The organism is Pseudomonas sp. P1_A1, from assembly GCF_056406935.1.
The window spans coordinates 158,343-176,357 of the sequence record NZ_JBFTZE010000012.1 but is presented as its reverse complement, the minus strand read 5'-3'; the positions used below and the strand labels follow the sequence as shown (position 1 = coordinate 176,357).

The following is an 18,015-nucleotide window of genomic DNA, read 5'->3' as shown; positions in this document are numbered from 1 at the left end:
CCCACGATTGGCTTGGAAACAGAAACCGACATTGCCATTGAACACCCCCCGAGATATGGTTTTGAGCACTTGAAGGGCTCACCCAGAGGCGCAGGCTTGTTCCTATCGTCGGTCTAGCCAGATGCATTCTTTATCGGCGCTTGGGTGAAAGGAGGAGGGGCGAAATCTCCCACGGATCTGTACTGCGCCAACAGTCAGAATCGAGCCTTGTCCCTCCTCCTCCCTTCAAGTACCAGCATACAAGCGATCATAGGGGCCTCAGGAACGGCGCATCCCGATATGCGGAATCTCATCCTCCAGGTATTCCTCACCCGCCACCACAAACCCGTACCGCCCGTAGTACCCCTGCAAATGCGCCTGTGCCGAGAGGTAGATCGGCACCTCGGGCCAGTGCTTCTCGGCCTGTTTCAACGCCTGATTCATCAACTCATGCCCAAGCCCTGCACCGCGTGCCACGGGTGCGATGATCACCCGGCCAATCACCACGTCGCCGCCCTGCAATTGCGGGTCGAGCAATCGCAAGTAGGCCACCAGCTGATCCCCATCCCAGCCCATCAAATGGCGAGTGTCACCTTCCAGGTCCTGGCCATCGATGTCTTGATAAGCGCATTTCTGCTCGACGACAAACACTTCGGCGCGCAGCTGCAAAATGGCATACAGCTGCTCTTTACCCAGATCGCTGTGGTGTTTGCAGACCCAATCGATTGTCATCTTCACATTCCTTGAACAACGTTGCTCCGATACTAAGCGCCCTGAGGCGGGATGTCTTTATGGCAGAGGAATCTGTGATGCAGACCAAAATGCCATCATTCATTTCTCGCGAAATTGTCTTCTTTGTGTAATCTGCGATGAAGCGCTGTGCAATGGCCTCAATGAGCTAGTGTTAGGACCTGGGTTCGCCGGTAAAGGAACCCCGGAGTTTAGGCTGAAAAACACGTCGGGCAGCTCGCCCGCTAAGGATTTCTGGCATGCCGCGGTTTCATCGAGCGTTTGCTTTGATCGGATTGCTGTTGCTGACACAAACCGAGGCTGCGGAAAAGCTGCGTCTGGTCGCTGATGCCTGGCCACCCTTTACCGACGCCACGCTGGTCAATGGCGGTGTGGCCACGGACATCGTCAGCACTGCACTGGCCCGGGCCGGTTACGCCAGTGATTTCGAGCAGGTGCCGTGGGCGCGAGCCTTGTTTGGGGTGGGCGAGGGGCGTTACGACGTACTGGTCAACACCTGGTACACCGACGAGCGCACGAAGCTGGGGCAGTTTTCCGGCGAGTACCTGCTCAACCGCGTGCGCTTTCTCAAGCGCAAAGACACGCCAATCGAATACAACAACCTGCAACAACTGCACACCTACCCGATAGCGGTGGTACGCGGTTATGCCTATTCGCAGGAATTTGATGACGATGTGTCGTTGCAGAAAGTCCCGGTGCATAGCTTCGCCATGGCCGTGCGCATGGTCGCGGCTGATCGGGTCAAGCTGACTTTGGAAGACGAGTTCGTCGCCCGGTATTACCTCGCGCGGGAATCACCCAAAGTGCGCAATGCCGTGGAGTTCCTGCCCAAGCCGTTGAGCGAGAACAGTCTGCATATTCTGGTGAGCCTGAAGAACCCGGAGCATGAACAGATCGTCGCCGGTTTCGATCGCGAGATTGCGGCGATGAAGGCTGATGGGAGTTATGAGAAGTTGCTCAGGCAGCATGGGATGTGATCTGAAAGGCCTGCGGTGTCTGGGCTGACGCCTTCGCGGGCCCGCCCAGTCACTGCACATCTCAGGCTTCGCCAGTGTCCTTGATCAAATGCGCCGCCAACGTCCGCAACGGCCCCAGTTGCCGACAGATCAACGCCAGTTGTGTCTGTACCAGCCGCTGCCCTTCATCGATTTCATCCGGCATCTGCTCAAGCGCATTGGCCAGCGCTTCTTCCTCATCACTCTGAATCGCGATCGGCTGTTTGCTCGCCAGGCCCTGGGCGATGTCGTCGAGGCTGGCGGCCAGGCTCACGCCCGCACCGTCGATCAAGTGCTCGCGCACATCCGATGGCAGTTGGGTTTCACGGTGTGCCCCAAGCCCCGACAAATAGCTGAGCAGGGTGTGCGACAGCACCAGGAAACGGAACCCGACATCGGCTTCCTTACGGAAGTGCCCCGGCTCCATCAGCATGTTGGCCAGTGTCGTCGACAACGCCGCGTCGGCGTTGTGTGCGTTACGGCGGGCCAGGCGATAAGCCAGGTCGTCGCTTTTACCGGCGGCGTATTGTTGCATGATCTGGCGCAGGTAAACGCTGTTGCAGGTCAGGGTATTGGCCAGCACTTTGTTCAGGCGTCGGCCCTGCCAGTCCGGCAGGAACAGGAACACCGCCAGGCCGGCGATCAGGCTGCCCAGCAAGGTATCGAACAGTCGCGGCAGAAGCAGCCCGTAACCGTCGCCCACCTGGTTGAAGCAGAACAGCACCATGACCGTAATGGCGGCAGTCGCCAGGGTGTAGCGGGTGGTGCGGTTGGTAAAGAACACCACCCCGGCAACGATGGCGAAGCTCGACTGGATCAACGGGTTGGGGAACAGATCGAACAGCGCCCAGGCCACGGTCAGGCCGATGGCGGTGCCGATGATCCGCTGGCCCAGTTTGCGGCGGGTGGCGCCGTAGTTCGGCTGACAGACAAACAGCGTGGTGAGGATGATCCAGTAACCTTGCGAGGGGTGGATCAAATGCACCATCGCGTAGCCGATGCTCAATGCCAGGGGCAGGCGCAGGGCGTGGCGGAACAACAAGGACGTCGGCGTCAGCTGTGTGCGCAAGCGAATCCACACATCCTTGAGGCTGCGTGGCGAACGGTCGAGCAGGCTGCTGTCGGTGGCGTCTGCGAGCGCATCGGGGTTGCTGGCGTCGCTGAGCAAACGGTCGAGGGTGCCGAGGTTGGCGGCCAATGCCCGCAACGAACGCAGCAGACCGCGCCACGCCGGGTTGCTCTGGATGCGCAGGTGTTCGAGGGAGGCGTGCAGGTCGCTCAGGGCTTCGGCGAAGCTGGCGTCATAAGTGAACGGCTGGCGCATCTGGATCGATTCTGCCAGTGCGCGGCACGCCTTGCCTTGCTGGCGCAGCAGGCGCTGACAGCGGAACAGCACGTCGCTGTGGAAGAACGCCTCGGCCAGCGCGTTGTAGGGGTAGTGCGAGGAGCTGGCGCGCTCGTGGATGTCCTGGGCGAGGAAGTACAGCTTCAGGTAACGGCTGACTTTCGCGCCCGGCCGGCCATCGCCGACCCGGTGCAGAATGATTTCCTTGGCGGCGTTCAGGGCCGCCACCACCCGACCGTTCTGCTGGGCCAGTTCCAGGCGGCGCGCTTCCACGTCCAGCTGCCGGATCGGTTCGAACAGCGACGATTTCAGTTTCAGGTAATAACCCAGTTCACGGAATAACCGCGCCAGGCTCTGTTGCACCGGCTGGTTGGAAAACAGCGCTTGCCACAGCACCGAGAGCAAGCCATACCACGCCGCACCGGCCACCAGCAGTACCGGCTCGTGCCAGAAATCAGTGACCGCGCCGCCGCGCTGGTCCACGCCGATCATGGTGTAGACCGACAGAATCAGCGTCGCTGATGCAATCGCGCCATAACGTTCGCCCAGCGCGCCGAGCATGGTCAGGCAGAAACTAGCCAGGGCAAAGGCGATGATAAAGAGAACGGGGTAGGGGAAGAGCAGTTCGACGGACAGGGCGGCGACCATGAAACACACCAGCGTCACGGCCAGCGCGTTGAGGCGGCCCTGCCAACTGTCGTCGGTTTCGGCCAGGGCGCTGGCGATGATCCCCAGGAACAACGGGATCAGCAGGCCCATTTCATCCTGATACCAACACAGTGCCATGGTGCCGGTCAGGGCGATGAATACCCGAACGCTGTAACTGAATTTATCCAGCGCCCAGAGGCGACGCAGAGACTGCCGAAATGTAGTCGATGACATGAAGTGCGAAGGCCTTCCGAGGCAATGACGCTAAATTGAGCCACTAATGACGCCGACGCAATGGCGCCGATCACATCAGACAGCAAAATCTGTTCCTTCCCCGGCGAAACACGCTTCCCTACAGGGGGAGCGGTGTAGTCAGACGTACTGCGCGGCGGCGTAACCGGAGGCCCAGGCCCATTGGAAGTTGAAACCACCCAGATGCCCGGTGACGTCGAGCACTTCGCCGATGAAATACRGGCCAGGGCTTTTCAGCGATTCCATGGTTTTGGATGACACTTCGCGCGTATCGACGCCACCCAGGGTCACTTCGGCCGTGCGGTAGCCCTCGGTGCCGGCCGGCACGACTTTCCAGCTCGCCAGTTTTTCAGCGATGTCTGCAATTTCTGCGTGGGTGTATTGCTTCATCGGTTTGGAGGCGAACCAGTTGTCTGCCAGCAAGTTGGCCATCTTCTTGGTGAAAATCTCACCGAGCAGGGTTTTCAACTCGCTGTTCGGGCGCTCGACTTGCTGCTGTTGCAGCCAGCTCGGTACGTCGTGGTCCGGCATCAGGTTGATCTCTACCGTGTCGCCGGATTCCCAGAACGAAGAAATCTGCAAAATCGCCGGGCCGCTGAGGCCGCGGTGGGTGAACAGGATGTTCTCGCGGAAACTCTGGTCGTTGCAGCTCACCAGGCAATCCACCGACGTACCGGACAGCTCGGTGCACAGCTCCTTGAGCTGATCGGTGATGGTGAACGGCACCAGACCGGCTCGGGTCGGCAGCAGGTCGTGGCCGAACTGCTTGGCCACCTGATAGCCGAAACCGGTGGCGCCGAGGGTCGGAATCGACAGGCCGCCGGTGGCGATCACCAGGGATTGGCAAGTGATCTGACCCAGCGTGGTGTCCAGCAGATAACCGCTTTCGAGCTTCTCGATGGTCTGGATCGAAGTGTCCAGGTGCAGGCTGACGCCGACCTGATCGCATTCGTCGAGCAGCATGTCGAGGATGTCGCTGGATTTGTTATCGCAGAACAACTGGCCGAGTTTCTTCTCGTGGTATGGCACGCCGTGTTTGGCCACCAGACCGATGAAGTCCCACTGGGTGTAACGTGCCAACGCAGATTTGCAGAAATGTGCGTTCTGCGAGAGGAAATTGCCCGGCTCGGTGTACATGTTGGTGAAATTGCAGCGGCCACCGCCCGACATCAGGATTTTCTTGCCGGCCTTGTTCGCGTGGTCGAGCAACATCACCTTGCGCCCGCGCCCGGCGGCGGTCAGCGCACACATCAACCCTGCGGCGCCAGCGCCAATGATCACGACTTCGGTAGAGCGCAAAACGGTGTCCTCACACATTGATCGTTCCCACGCTCTGCGTGGGAATGCCGCCATGGACGCTCTGCGTCCGCCGTTATGTGACGCGGAGCGTCACGGGATGCATTACCACGCAGAGCGTGGGAACGTCAGCAACAGGGAAATACAGTGTTCTTACAGGATGCGAACGCGCAGCGAACGGCCTTTGATTTTACCGTCGTTCAGGCGCTGCAAGGCTTGCTTGGCGATCCCGCGCTCCACGGCCACATAGGCCTGGAAGTCGAAAATCGCGATCTTGCCGACCTGGGCGCCAGGAATGCCCGCCTCGCCGGTCAGTGCACCGAGAATGTCACCCGGACGGACTTTGTCTTTACGGCCCGCACCAATGCACAGCGTGCTCATCAGCGGCAGCAGCGGACCGCCGCCCTGGGACGTGAGGTTATCCACCTGATCCCAATTCAACGGCGACTTCTGCAGTTGCTCGATGGCTTGGGCGCGATGGGCTTCGGACGGTGCGACCAGGCTGATCGCAATGCCTTTCTCACCGGCACGACCGGTACGGCCGACACGGTGAATGTGGATTTCCGAGTCACGGGCCAGTTCGACGTTGATCACCATGTCCAGCGCATCGATGTCCAGGCCGCGTGCGGCGACGTCGGTGGCAACCAGTACCGACGTACTGCGGTTGGCGAACATTGCCAGTACCTGGTCGCGGTCACGCTGTTCCAGATCGCCGTGCAGGCCGACGGCGGAGATGCCTTTGGAGGTCAGGTGATCGACGGTTTCCTGAACCTGCTGCTTGGTGAAACAGAAGGCCACGCAGGACGCCGGGCGGAAGTGGCCGAGCACCTTGGTCACCGCGCTCATGCGCTCTTCCGGGGAGATTTCGTAGAAACGCTGCTCGATCTGCGTGTCGTCGTGGAACGCCTCGGCCTTCACTTGCTGCGGATTACGCATGAACTTCGATGCCAACTGCTTGATGCCCACCGGATAGGTGGCGGAGAACAGCAGGGTCTGGCGACGTTCCGGGCACTGGGCGATGATTTCTTCGATGGAATCGTAGAAACCCATGTCGAGCATGCGGTCGGCTTCGTCGAGAATCAGTGTGTTCAGGCCGTGAAGCACCAGCGAACCCTTGCGCAGGTGTTGCTGGATACGCCCCGGAGTGCCGACGATGATGTGCGCGCCGTGCTCCAGCGAGCCGATCTGCGGGCCGAAAGACACACCGCCGCACAGGGTCAGGACCTTGATGTTGTCTTCGGAACGGGCCAGGCGACGGATTTCCTTGGCGACTTGGTCGGCCAGCTCACGGGTCGGGCAGATGACCAGTGCCTGGCAACCGAAGAAGCGCGGATTGATCGGGTTCAACAGGCCGATACCGAAGGCGGCGGTCTTGCCGCTGCCGGTCTTGGCCTGGGCGATCAGGTCCATCCCCTTGAGGATCACCGGCAAGCTTTGCGCCTGGATCGGCGTCATCTGGGCATAACCGAGGGAGTCGAGGTTAGCCAGCATGGCGGCGGACAGCGGCAAAGTATTAAAAGCGGTGGCGATGGTGGTCACGGGACTGGCCTGCAAAACAAAATGTCGCGCAGTGTATCAGTCCCATGGCCATTCGCCCTAAGGCTCTATGTGTTGTTCCGGACGTTTGACGCGCCGTCCGTCTTCTCTCGACAGCTGCGAGAAGATGGTTGCAGCCAGCATCGCCATGATTCCTACCGTCACAAACGTCAGCTGGAACGCGCCCAGCACCGTGTCCACGTCGTCATTGCCCATCTCCGCCGTGAAGCCGCCGAGCAGCGCACCGGCGCACGCCACGCCCAGGCTCAGGGACAATTGCGCGACCACCGACAGCAAGCTGTTGCCGCTGCTGGCGCTGGCGTCGTCGAGGTCGATCAGTGTCACGGTATTCATCGCGGTGAACTGCAAGGAGTTGATTGCCCCCAGAATCGCCAACTGGCCCAGCAACAACCAATACGGCGTCTGCTCGCTGACCAGGCCCATGCTCGCCAGCATGATCCCCAGCGCCAGGGTGTTGCCGGTCAGCACGATGCGGTAGCCGAAACGTTCGATCAACGGCCGCGCCACCGATTTGGCGACCATCGCGGCCGCGGCCAGGGGCAGCATGCTCATCCCGGCCTGTGACGGCGAATAGCCCAGCGCCACTTGCAGCAGCAACGGCACCAGGAACGGCAATGCGCCGCTGCCCAGCCGGGCGAACAGGTTGCCGAGGATGCCCACGGCGAAGGTCCGGGTCTTGAACAGCGATGGCGCAAACAGCGGATTGTCGGTGTGCCCGGCCCGCAACCAATACGCCGCCAGACAGGCCATGCCGGCAAACAGCAGCAACATCACCCGCAAGTGCGGCAGGTGCAGTTCGCCGAGGCCCTCCATGGCGATGGTGATCAGCACCATCGCCGCGCCGAACAGCAAAAAGCCCAGGCTATCGAAGCGGGTGCGTTCACTGCCGCGCAGGTCGGGAATGAATTTCCACACGGCGTAGCAGCCGATCACACCCACCGGCAGGTTGATCAGGAAGATCCAGTGCCAGGTCAGGTATTGCACCATCCAGCCGCCCATGGTCGGGCCGATCAGCGGGCCGAGCAGGCCGGGAATGGTGATGAACCCCATGATCCGCACCAGATCCGAGCGCGGATACGCGCGCAGCACTACCAAGCGTCCGACCGGCAGCATCAAGGCGCCGCCCAGGCCCTGGATCACCCGGGCGCCGATCAGCATGCTCAGAGTGCTCGACAAGGCGCAGAGCAATGAGCCGATGCTGAACAACAGGATGGCGCCGAAGAAGATCTTCTTGGTGCCGAAACGGTCGGCGATCCAGCCGGAGGCGGGAATCAGCAAGGCGACGGTGAGCATGTAGGCGATGATCACACCCTGCATGCGCAGCGGGTCTTCGGCCAGGTCCCGGGCCATGGCGGGGAGGGCGGTGTTGAGGATTGTCCCGTCGAGGGACTGCATGAAGAAGGCAATGGCCACGACCCATGGCAACCAGCGGGCGGTGACGGCGTCGAGAGGTGGGCGGTTGGGCATGAGACCTCTTGGTGTCGGAAATGATCGTTCCCACGCTCCGCGTGGGAATGCCTCAATGGACGCTCCGCGTCCGCTTCGGTAGGGACGCGGAGCGTCCCGGGCTGCATTCCCACGCAGAGCGTGGGAATGATCTGCGCGAAGCTTTTTACAGGGTCAAGGTCAATCGGCTGACGAGCGCTCCCGGCAGCAATGCCGAAGACGTGTTCCGCTGACTGTAGGTGCTGGCCGACAACATCAGCTCGCGTTCCTCGGTCAACGCTTCCAGCTGCGAACCGAGCAGGCTGTAGGCGCTGTCATCGAAACGCATGGTGCTGACCGGTGCCTGAATCTCGCCGTTCTCGACCCAGAAGGTCGCGAACCGTGTCATGCCGGTCAGGCGCGCTGCCGGTTGGTCCGAGTAGTTCAGGTACCACAGGTTGCTGATGTACAAGCCGGTGCCCAGTTGCTTGAGAATCTCGGAGTCAGGTAAAGAGCCCGCCGCCATGTTCAATGCACTTGGGGCTTCACCGCCACCGGCACCGTTGGCGGTCAGGCCGTATTCGGCGGCGCTGCGTGAACCGACCAGTTGTTCGTCAGCCTTGCCATCCACAATCAGCCTCAGATCACTGCGCGGATAACCTTCACCGGAGAACGCCGGGCTCAGGGAGCCGCTGACTTTTTCATCCAGGGACACCAACGGGCTGAACGAACTGTCGCCACCGTAGAGCTTCTGCAACGGACTGCTCTTGCTGGCAATCGACTGCGCCGAGAACCCGCCCCAGCTGAGCATGCCCATGATTTCTTCCAGGGCCGCCGGCGCGAGGTAGGCGCGGTACTGACCCGGCGCCAGCGTGCGCAATGGCCGCCCGAGAAACGCCAACTGCTCGCGGGCCTGCTGGAAACGCCGGGCAAAGCCTTCGCTGTTCCAGTCGTGCCCGGCATAGCTGGCTTTCACCGCCTGACCGTTTTCATGGAACAGGCTGAAATCGAAGTTGAAGCTGTTGGCCTGATGCCAGCCGAACGCGCCCGAAGAACTGGCGAAACCGCGACTGATCGGCCCGGCGGCATAGAAACCGACCAGATCCAGCCCCTCGGCGGCCTGAGTGATTTCAGCGACCACTTGCTCGGTGTCCGGCAGCGGATGATTCTGCACGTTGTTGCTCTGCCAGTCGTCATGGTTGAGCAGCAGGTACGGGTCCTGAGGCAGCAACGGCAGGGTTTCGCGCAACTGCTGCAGCCCCTCGGCCAGACGCTGAAGATCGACTTCCGGATCGCCCGACAACGTGATATCGAGGTCGGCGTGGCGCCCATCGTTGATCAGTTTGAAGCCGATGCTTGCCTGCTGCACCTGCCCGGCCTGACGCACCTTGGCGTGGTTGAAACGCACGAAGGCCGACGATTCGGCGGCGTAGCTGAGGGTGAATTGTTCAGGCTCATGCAGCGCATCACGCAGCCAGTTGACCAATGTTTTAAACGACTCGGCCTGACCTTTGAATGTACTCATCAGGCATCTCCCCCAAACACATCAACGTTGCTGAACACACAGGCCGGCGACGCGTGGCCGACACGGATCACCTGGTTCGGTTCGCCCTTGCCGCAGTTCGGCGTCCCCAGCACCTTGAAGGTGCTGGCGTCACCGACGGCGCTCAGGCTCTTCCAGAATTGCGCGGAAATCGCCCGGTAATTCGGGTTCTTCACCACGCCTTTGAGTTCGCCGTTTTCGATCAACTGGCCCCATTCGCAACCGAACTGGAATTTGTTGCGCGCATCGTCGATGGACCACGAACGGTTGGTGCTCATCAAAATGCCGTGCTCGATGTTGCCGATCAGTTGCTCAAGCGGCTGATCGCCGGGCTCGATGTTGAGGTTGGCCATGCGGTCGATCGGCGGACGGTTCCAGCCGCAGGCGCGGCTGTTGGCCACGCCGTCGAGGCTGGCCCGGAACTGCGAGAGCGCGCCGCCCAATGGTCGCAGCAGCAAACCTTGCTTGATCAGGAATTGCTTGCTGGCGGCGGTGCCTTCGTCGTCATGGCCGTAGCTGGCGAGCTGTTCGGGGATGTCCGGGTCGAATGTCACGTTGAGCAGTTCGGAGCCGTATTGCAGGCGGCCGAAGTCTTGCGCCTTGACGAAACTGGTGCCGGCGTAATTGCGCTCGTCGCCCAGGATGCGGTCCAGTTCCAGCGGGTGACCGATGGACTCGTGGATCTGCAGCATCATCTGGTCGGGCATCAGCAACAGGTCGCGCGGGCCTTGTGGGGTGTTCGGTGCCAGCAGCAATTGCAACGCCTGGTCGGCGACTTTCGGGCCGGCGCCGATCAGGCCGCAGCGGCTGATCACATCAAAGCCGCCCTGCTGACCGAAATTCTCGCGGCCGAGGGTGCGGGTCTGGCTGTCGCTACCGTCGTAGGCGGTGACGTCCATGCTCGGGTAGACGAAGCGCTGGGCCTGGCGCAGTTCGGCGCCGGCGCTGTTGAGGTAGATCTGCTCGACGTTGGTGATACCGATGCTCGCCTGCCAGTTCACCAGGCGTTCGTCCTTGGGCACGGCGGCGGATTCGGCGCCGAGCAGTTGGTAGCAATCGCTGAGAGACGGGAAGGGCTGGTCGAGGCTCGGCGAGAAATAGTCGGCGCGCTCGCTGGAAACCGCTTGCTCACGCAAGTCGAGGAGGGCGTGTGGCTTGAGTCGACGGGCTTGTTGCTCGGCCTTCTCCAGCGCAGCTTGCAGCCCGGACTGGGACAAGTCGTTGGTCGCGGCATAGGCTTCGACGCCGTTGACCCGAACGGTCAGCATCGCACCTTCGTCCCGGCTCAGGCTCGGCGGTTCGGCGACGTTCTTGCGCACCGACAGGTACTGGCCGGACTCGCGCACATAACGCAGCGAAAAGAATTCAGCGCCCGTGCGCAAGGCAGCGAAGCGCTGCTTGAGCTGGGGGTGGAAATCGAACATTCGGGAACCTCCTTGGTATGGAGTGGCGGCGAATCGGTGTTGCGAGGGGGGGTGAAACGTTTGCGTGGCGCTAGATTAGGCCTGCGTGGGGGTAGGATCAAGTGAAGAGCGGTGTAGGAAGAGTTGAGGTTGGGTGAGTCAGGAATTTATCTATTGCTTGGGCGGACGCTTTCGCGGGCAAGTCGGATCGCCGCATCGCTCGCTTCTACAGGGAATCGCATTCGCCCTGTAGAAGCGAGGCTTGCCCGCGAAGGGCGCGCCTCGGTGTTACGGCTTACTGAGCGCTCACATCCCGCAACGGCTTGCCCTTCACCGGTGCATCACCGGCCACGTAGTACTTGGCCTTGCTGCGTGGCAGTGGCTTGCGACCGCGGATCTTGTCGGCGATTTTCTCGGCCATCATGATCGTTGGCGCGTTCAGGTTGCCGGTGGTGATGATCGGCATGATCGAGGCATCGACCACGCGCAGGCCTTGCATGCCATGCACACGACCTTCGCCATCGACCACGGCCATTTCGTCGGTGCCCATCTTGCAGGAGCAGGACGGGTGGAACGCGGTTTCGGCGTGCTCGCGGATGAACTTGTCCAGCTGCTCGTCGGTTTGCACCTCGATGCCGGGGCTGATTTCGCGACCACGGAAGGCGTCCAGTGCTGGCTGTTGCATGATTTCACGGGTCAGGCGGATGCCGTCGCGGAATTCCTGCCAGTCCTGCTCGGTGGCCATGTAGTTGAACAGGATGCTCGGGTATTCGCGCGGATCCTTGGACTTGGCCTGGATACGACCGCGACTTGGCGAACGCATGGAACCCATGTGCGCCTGGAAGCCGTGCTCTTTCACGCCGTTGCTGCCGTTGTAGTTAATCGCTACCGGCAGGAAGTGATACTGGATGTTCGGCCATTCGAATTCCGGACGGGTACGAATGAAACCGCCGGCTTCGAATTGGTTGCTGGCGCCGATACCGGTGCCCTTGAACAGCCACTCGGCACCGATGGCCGGTTGGTTGTGCAGGAGCAGCGACGGGTACAGCGAGACCGGTTGGGTGCAGGCGTATTGCAGGTACAACTCAAGGTGATCCTGCAGGTTTTCACCGACGCCCGGCAGGTCATGGACCACCGGAATATCAAGCTTTTTCAGCAGTTCGGCCGGGCCGACACCGGAGCGTTGCAGAATCTGCGGCGACGCGATGGCACCGGAGCACAGCAGCACTTCTTTGCGGGCACGGACTTCAACGCGCTCTTCAGCCGCGCCGATCAGGTAACGCACGCCGACCGCACGCTTGCCTTCGAACAGGATCTTGTCGGTCAGGGCGTGGGTGACGATGGTCAGGGTCGAACGCTTCTTGGCGACGTCCAGGTAACCGCGAGCAGTACTGGAGCGACGGCCTTTCGGCGTCACGGTACGGTCCATCGGGCCGAAACCTTCCTGCTGGTAACCGTTCAAGTCTTCGGTGCGCGGGTAACCGGCCTGCACGCCTGCTTCAACCATCGCGCTGAACAGCGGGTTGTTGCCGGCTTTGGGCGTGGTCACGCTGACGGGACCGTCGCCACCGTGGTAGTCGTTCGGGCCGATGTCACGGGTTTCCGCCTTGCGGAAATACGGCAGGCAGTCGAGGTAGGTCCAGTCTTCCAGGCCTGGCAGTTTCGCCCAGTTGTCATAATCCATCGCGTTGCCGCGGATGTAGCACATGCCGTTGATCAGCGAAGAACCACCCAGGCCCTTGCCGCGACCGCATTCCATCCGGCGACCGTCCATGTGTGGCTCCGGATCGGTTTCGTATGCCCAGTTGTAGCGACGACCTTGCAGCGGGAACGCCAGGGCGGCCGGCATTTGCGTACGGAAATCCAGACGGTAATCCGGGCCGCCCGCTTCGAGCAGCAGGACGGTGACGCCTTCGTCTTCAGTCAGACGGGTCGCCAGGGTGTTACCGGCCGAGCCGGCACCGATGATGATGTAATCGAATACTTGGGACATTGAATGCACCCTCTTTGAAGTTGGTCAGGTCATGGCCAAGGCGAGTGCTGTGCACTCATTCGCGAGCAAGCCCGCTCCCACATTGGAATGGTGACTCCTGTGGGAGCGGGCTTGCCCGCGAAGGCGGCCTCGCGGGCAACACAAGACTCGGGGCTTAGAACACCGAGGCGTAATCGCCCAGTTCGACCTGTACCGATTTGATGCGTGTGAAGTTGTTCAGCGAGCTGATGCCGTTCTCACGGCCCACGCCCGACTGCTTGTAACCGCCGACCGGCATCTTGGCGTCGGACTCGCCCCAGGCGTTGATCCAGCAGATACCGGCTTCCAGTTGATGAATCACGCGGTGCGCGCGGTTCAGGTCTTTGGTAACGACGCCGGCAGCCAGACCGAAGTCGGTGTCGTTGGCACGACGGATCACTTCTTCTTCGGTTTCGTAGGTCAGGATGCTCATCACCGGGCCGAAGATTTCTTCGCGCACGATGGTCATCTCGTCGGTGCAGTCGGTGAACACGGTCGGGGCCACGAACGCGCCTTTGGCGAATTCGCCGTCGGTCAGACGATCGCCGCCGCACAGCAGGCGAGCGCCTTCTTCCTTACCTTTGGCGATGTAACCCAGCACGCTTTCCATGTGGGCGAAGCTGACCAGCGGGCCGAAGTTGGTGTTTTCGTCTTCCGGGTTGCCAACGCGGATGCGCGCAACGCGCTCAACGATCTTGGCTTCGAACGCGGCTTTCAGGTGGCTCGGAACGAATACGCGAGTGCCGTTGGTGCAAACCTGACCGGAGCTGTAGAAGTTGGCCATCATGGCGGTGTCGGCGGCGCGATCGAGGTCGGCGTCGTCGAAAATGATCAGCGGGGATTTGCCGCCCAGTTCCATGGTCACGTCTTTCAGCGTGGAGGCGGAAGCGCTGGCCATGACCTTCTTGCCGGTGTCGGTGCCGCCGGTGAAGGAGACTTTTTCGATGCGTGGGTGTTCGGTCAGCCAGGTGCCGACTTCACGGCCGCTGCCGGTCAACACGTTGAACACACCAGCCGGCAGGCCGGCTTCGGTGTAGATCTCGGCCAGTTTCAGGGTTGTCAGCGAGGTGACTTCGCTTGGCTTGAAGATCATCGCGTTGCCGGCCGCCAGGGCTGGAGCGGATTTCCACAGGGCGATCTGGATCGGGTAGTTCCACGCGCCGATACCGGCCACGATGCCCAGCGGCTCGCGACGGGTGTAGACAAAAGAGGTAGTGCGCAGCGGAATCTGCTCGCCTTCGATGGCCGGTACCAGACCTGCGTAGTATTCCAGCACGTCAGCGCCGGTGACGATGTCGACGTAACGGGTTTCGGAGTACGCCTTGCCGGTGTCCAGGGTTTCCAGGGCGGCCAGTTCATCGTTGCGCTCGCGCAGGATTTCCACGGCACGACGCAGGATGCGCGAACGCTCCATGGCGGTCATCGCGGCCCAGATTTTCTGGCCCTTTTCGGCACTGACCACTGCACGCTCAACGTCTTCCTTGGTCGCACGCTGTACTTTTGCGAGGACTTCACCGTTAGCCGGGTTGATGGCTTCGAAGGTGGCGTCGCTGCTGGCGTCACTGTAGCCGCCGTCGATGTAGAGTTTTTGCAGTTCGAAACGGGCCATAAAGTCCTCGCAAGTGCATAAGTTGGTTGGCGTTAACCACTGGGACGTGCCGTGTAGCGTTGGCGACGCTGATCAGTGGCGGTTCAGGGGCTGAGCGGTTTTATGTGTGCTCTAACTCACCTGCTTGGCCAATTGGATATCCATGTATTCGTAAGCGATCCGTTGCGCCTGCTCGGTGTCGAAAGCATCTCCCGACAGCGCGCCGCGCAACCACAAACCGTCAATGAGGGCTGCCAGGCCCCGGGCGGCGCTGCGTGCTTGATCAAGCGGCAACGCACGGCGGAACTGGCAGCACAGGTTGGAATACAGACGGTGATCGTTGATCCGCTGCAACCTGTGCAAAGACGGCTGGTGCATGCTGGTGGCCCAGAAGGCCAACCAGGTTTTCATTGCCGGGCCATTGACCTGGCTGGCGTCGAAGTTGCCTTCGATAATCACCTGCAGATGCGCCCGTGGGCTGTCATCTGCCATCGCCTGACGGCGCGCGGTGACGTTCTCGCTGAGGACGCTCATCAGATACCGCATCGTGGCGGCGATCAGGCCGTTCTTGTCCTGAAAGTAGTGACTGATGATGCCATTCGAGACACCGGCCAAACGGGCGATCAGCGCAATGCTGGCGTCCCCCATGCCGACCTGATCGACGGCCTGTAGCGTGGCTTCGATCAATTGCTGGCGGCGGATGGGTTGCATACCGACCTTGGGCATCTTGCACATCTCCTTAGGCCTTCCGGTGGGCGAAATACGCCTACCGGATTGAGGGCCAGTCTATTTTGTTTTGATTGAACGTTCAATCAACAAAGAATAAGATCTGCGACAATTCGTCGCTGCCTACAGGTTTTTCCTACGTGTAGTGGGCGGAAAAACGACATCTGAACATGCTCGAAATCCACACGCACTGGCGTTCCATGGGTTTCGGGCTTTTTTCGGGGTGTCTTTATATCACCCGCCGGTCGGCTGCCAACTAATCGATTGGTCGGGTAACGCGTTGCCTTGTGTTCTTCTCTCGCACTGCCCGGAGCATCTGTGCCATGAGTTCTGCCTCTCTAATAAAGACCCCACCCGAGAAGGTGATGGTCAACGGTTGGGTGTTCTACACCTCTACCGCGTTGATTCTGTTGTTGACCGCCATTCTGATCATCGCCCCGCAAGAGGCCGGCAGAATGCTCGGCATTGCCCAGGCCTGGTTGTCCCGCAGCTTCGGCTGGTACTACATGGTGGTGATCGCCGCCTATCTGGTTTTTGTCGTCGGCCTGGCGTTTTCGTCTTACGGCAAGCTCAAGCTGGGCAGCAAGGACGATACCCCGGACTTCAGCTACGGTGCGTGGGCGGGAATGCTGTTCTCGTCGGGTATCGGCATCTCGCTGCTGTACTTCGGTGCGTCCGAGCCGCTGGACCATTACTTCAATCCACCGGAAGGTGTGGCCGGCAGCAACCTTGCCGCGCGTCAGGCAGTGCAGCTGACGTTCCTGCATTGGGGCCTGCATGGCTGGGCGATCTACGCCTTGGTCGGCCTGGCCGTGGCGTACTTTGCGTACCGTCATAACCAGCCGCTGGCGTTGCGTTCGGCGCTGTATCCGTTGGTCGGTGAGCGTTGGGTCAAAGGCGCGGCCGGTCATGCGGTGGACGGCTTCGGCATGTTCGTGACCCTGCTGGGGCTGGTGACGAACCTGGGGATCGGTTCGCTGCAAGTGTCGTCGGGGCTGGAAAACCTGTTCGGTATGGAACACAGCAACACCAATCTGCTGATCGTGATCATCGTGATGAGCACCGTGGCGACCATCGCTGCCGTGTCCGGCGTGGAAAACGGCATTCGTCGTCTGTCCAACCTGAACATCGTGCTGTTCAGCGGTCTGCTGATTTTCGTGCTGTTGTTCGGCCCGACCTTGCACCTGCTCAACGGCTTTGTGCAGAACATCGGTGACTACCTGAATGGCGTGGTGCTGAAGACCTTCGACCTCTACGTGTATGAAGGCGACAGTGAGAAGTCTGACCGCTGGTTGGGCCTGTGGACCCTGTTCTACTGGGCCTGGTGGATTTCCTGGGCGCCATTTGTCGGCATGTTCATCGCGCGTATTTCTCGTGGTCGCACGGTGCGTGAACTGGTCGCCGGTGTGCTGCTGATCCCGCTGGGTTTCACCCTGGCATGGCTGTCGATCTTCGGTAACTCGGCTCTGGACCTGGTGATGAACCATGGGGCGGTGGAACTCGGGAAGACGGCGCTCGAGCAGCCGTCGATGTCGATCTACCAGTTGCTTGAGCATTACCCGGCGTCGAAAGTTGTAATCGGCGTGTCGATTTTTGTTGGTTTCGTGCTGTTCCTGACCCCGGCGGAYTCCGGCGCGGTGATGATGGCCAACCTTTCGTGCAAGGGCGGCAACGTCGACGAAGACGCGCCGCACTGGCTGCGGATTTTCTGGTCGGTGGTGATCACCCTGGTGACCATCGGTTTGCTGTTCGCCGGTAACTTCGAAGCCATGCAAACCATGGTGGTGCTGGCGGGGCTGCCATTCTCGGTGGTGCTGGTGTTCTTCATGTTCGGTTTGCACAAGGCCATGCGCCAGGACGTGCAGGTCGAACAGGAGCAAGCGGAGTTGGCGGCACGCGGTCGTCGCGGTTTCAGCGAGCGTCTGACTCAGCTGGATCTGCAACCGAACCAATCGATCGTTCAGCGTTTCATGGACAAGCAAGTCAGCCCGGCGCTGGAAGAGGCCGTGGTTCAACTGCGTGGCAAGGGCCTGGACGTGCAGACGTTGCTGGGTAAAGCCAAGCGCTGCATGGGCCTGCGGATCGAGATGGAAGAGGGCAACCCTTTTGTCTACGAAGTGAGCCTGGACGGTTATCTGGCGGCGGCGAGCGAAACGGTGTCGGCCGAAAGTGCCGATGAACCGCGTGCACGTTACTACCGCGCCGAGGTGTACCTGCACAACGGCAGCCAGGACTACGACTTGATGGGCTTCACTCAGGATCAGATCACCCGTGACGTGCTCGATCAGTTTGAAAGCCATCGGCAGCTGCTTGGCCGGGTCTACAGCTAAAACAGAAGGGGCTCAATAGAGCCCCTTTTTTGTGCCTTGTCGATCGTTCCCACGCGCTGCAAAGGGATGCCTCCTGTGACGCTCAGCGCGTCCACAAAGATCGCAGCCTTCGGCAGCTCCTACAGGGGAATGCGTTCGGCGTAGGAGCTGCCGAAGGCTGCGATCTT

The 18,015-nt window shown here is 60.9% G+C and carries 12 protein-coding genes; 2 read left to right on the top strand and 10 right to left on the bottom strand.

The genetic code is table 11. From position 1 onward, the window contains the following. Positions 1-258 precede the first annotated feature (258 nt). Positions 259-711, bottom strand: coding sequence for a GNAT family N-acetyltransferase (locus AC1D2Q_RS19240; RefSeq protein WP_477814206.1), 453 nt, complete (start codon positions 709-711; stop codon positions 259-261). A gap of 257 nt (positions 712-968) precedes the next feature. Between AC1D2Q_RS19240 and AC1D2Q_RS19235 the strand changes: the two genes are divergently transcribed. Further along, positions 969-1,706, top strand: a complete 738-nt coding sequence (locus AC1D2Q_RS19235) for a substrate-binding periplasmic protein (RefSeq protein WP_477814205.1) — start codon at positions 969-971, stop codon at positions 1,704-1,706. A 61-nt stretch (positions 1,707-1,767) separates the two neighbouring features. Here AC1D2Q_RS19235 and yccS read toward each other — a convergent pair whose 3' ends face one another. The 9 genes from yccS to betI form a co-directional block, all read right to left on the bottom strand. Then, positions 1,768-3,951, bottom strand: a complete 2,184-nt coding sequence (yccS, locus tag AC1D2Q_RS19230; protein WP_477814204.1) for a YccS family putative transporter — start codon at positions 3,949-3,951, stop codon at positions 1,768-1,770. Positions 3,952-4,089: 138 nt separating this feature from the next. Next, a complete protein-coding gene (locus AC1D2Q_RS19225) occupies positions 4,090-5,268 on the bottom strand; it encodes a BaiN/RdsA family NAD(P)/FAD-dependent oxidoreductase (RefSeq protein WP_477814210.1) in 1,179 nt (392 codons plus the stop codon). Positions 5,269-5,418: 150 nt separating this feature from the next. After that, the gene (dbpA, locus tag AC1D2Q_RS19220; protein WP_230175555.1) at positions 5,419-6,756 is read right to left on the bottom strand and encodes an ATP-dependent RNA helicase DbpA; all 1,338 of its coding nucleotides are present in this window, start codon (positions 6,754-6,756) and stop codon (positions 5,419-5,421) included. A 105-nt stretch (positions 6,757-6,861) separates the two neighbouring features. Further along, positions 6,862-8,289 carry a multidrug transporter subunit MdtD gene (gene mdtD / locus AC1D2Q_RS19215; protein WP_477814203.1) on the bottom strand — a complete coding sequence of 476 codons (1,428 nt, stop codon included), beginning with the start codon at positions 8,287-8,289 and terminating at the stop codon, positions 6,862-6,864. 145 nt (positions 8,290-8,434) lie between these two features. Further along, positions 8,435-9,772 carry a TldD/PmbA family protein gene (locus tag AC1D2Q_RS19210; RefSeq protein ID WP_477814202.1) on the bottom strand — a complete coding sequence of 446 codons (1,338 nt, stop codon included), beginning with the start codon at positions 9,770-9,772 and terminating at the stop codon, positions 8,435-8,437. Beyond that, positions 9,772-11,214: a TldD/PmbA family protein gene (locus tag AC1D2Q_RS19205; RefSeq protein ID WP_019580662.1), complete on the bottom strand. Its 1,443-nt coding sequence runs from the start codon at positions 11,212-11,214 to the stop codon at positions 9,772-9,774. The genes AC1D2Q_RS19210 and AC1D2Q_RS19205 overlap by 1 nt, the downstream gene beginning before the upstream one ends. Before the next feature lie 274 nt (positions 11,215-11,488). Next, positions 11,489-13,186 (bottom strand): choline dehydrogenase, encoded by a 1,698-nt coding sequence (gene betA / locus AC1D2Q_RS19200; RefSeq protein WP_477814201.1) that lies wholly within the window; start codon positions 13,184-13,186, stop codon positions 11,489-11,491. Between the two features lie 154 nt (positions 13,187-13,340). Next, the gene (betB, locus tag AC1D2Q_RS19195) at positions 13,341-14,813 is read right to left on the bottom strand and encodes a betaine-aldehyde dehydrogenase (protein WP_477814200.1); all 1,473 of its coding nucleotides are present in this window, start codon (positions 14,811-14,813) and stop codon (positions 13,341-13,343) included. A 111-nt stretch (positions 14,814-14,924) separates the two neighbouring features. Further along, a complete protein-coding gene (gene betI, locus AC1D2Q_RS19190) occupies positions 14,925-15,518 on the bottom strand; it encodes a transcriptional regulator BetI (RefSeq protein ID WP_018928769.1) in 594 nt (197 codons plus the stop codon). A 380-nt stretch (positions 15,519-15,898) separates the two neighbouring features. Between betI and AC1D2Q_RS19185 the strand changes: the two genes are divergently transcribed. Next, entirely contained in the window at positions 15,899-17,848 is a 1,950-nt protein-coding gene (locus tag AC1D2Q_RS19185) for a BCCT family transporter (RefSeq protein ID WP_477814209.1), read from the top strand. The last annotated feature ends 167 nt before the right edge of the window (positions 17,849-18,015 follow it).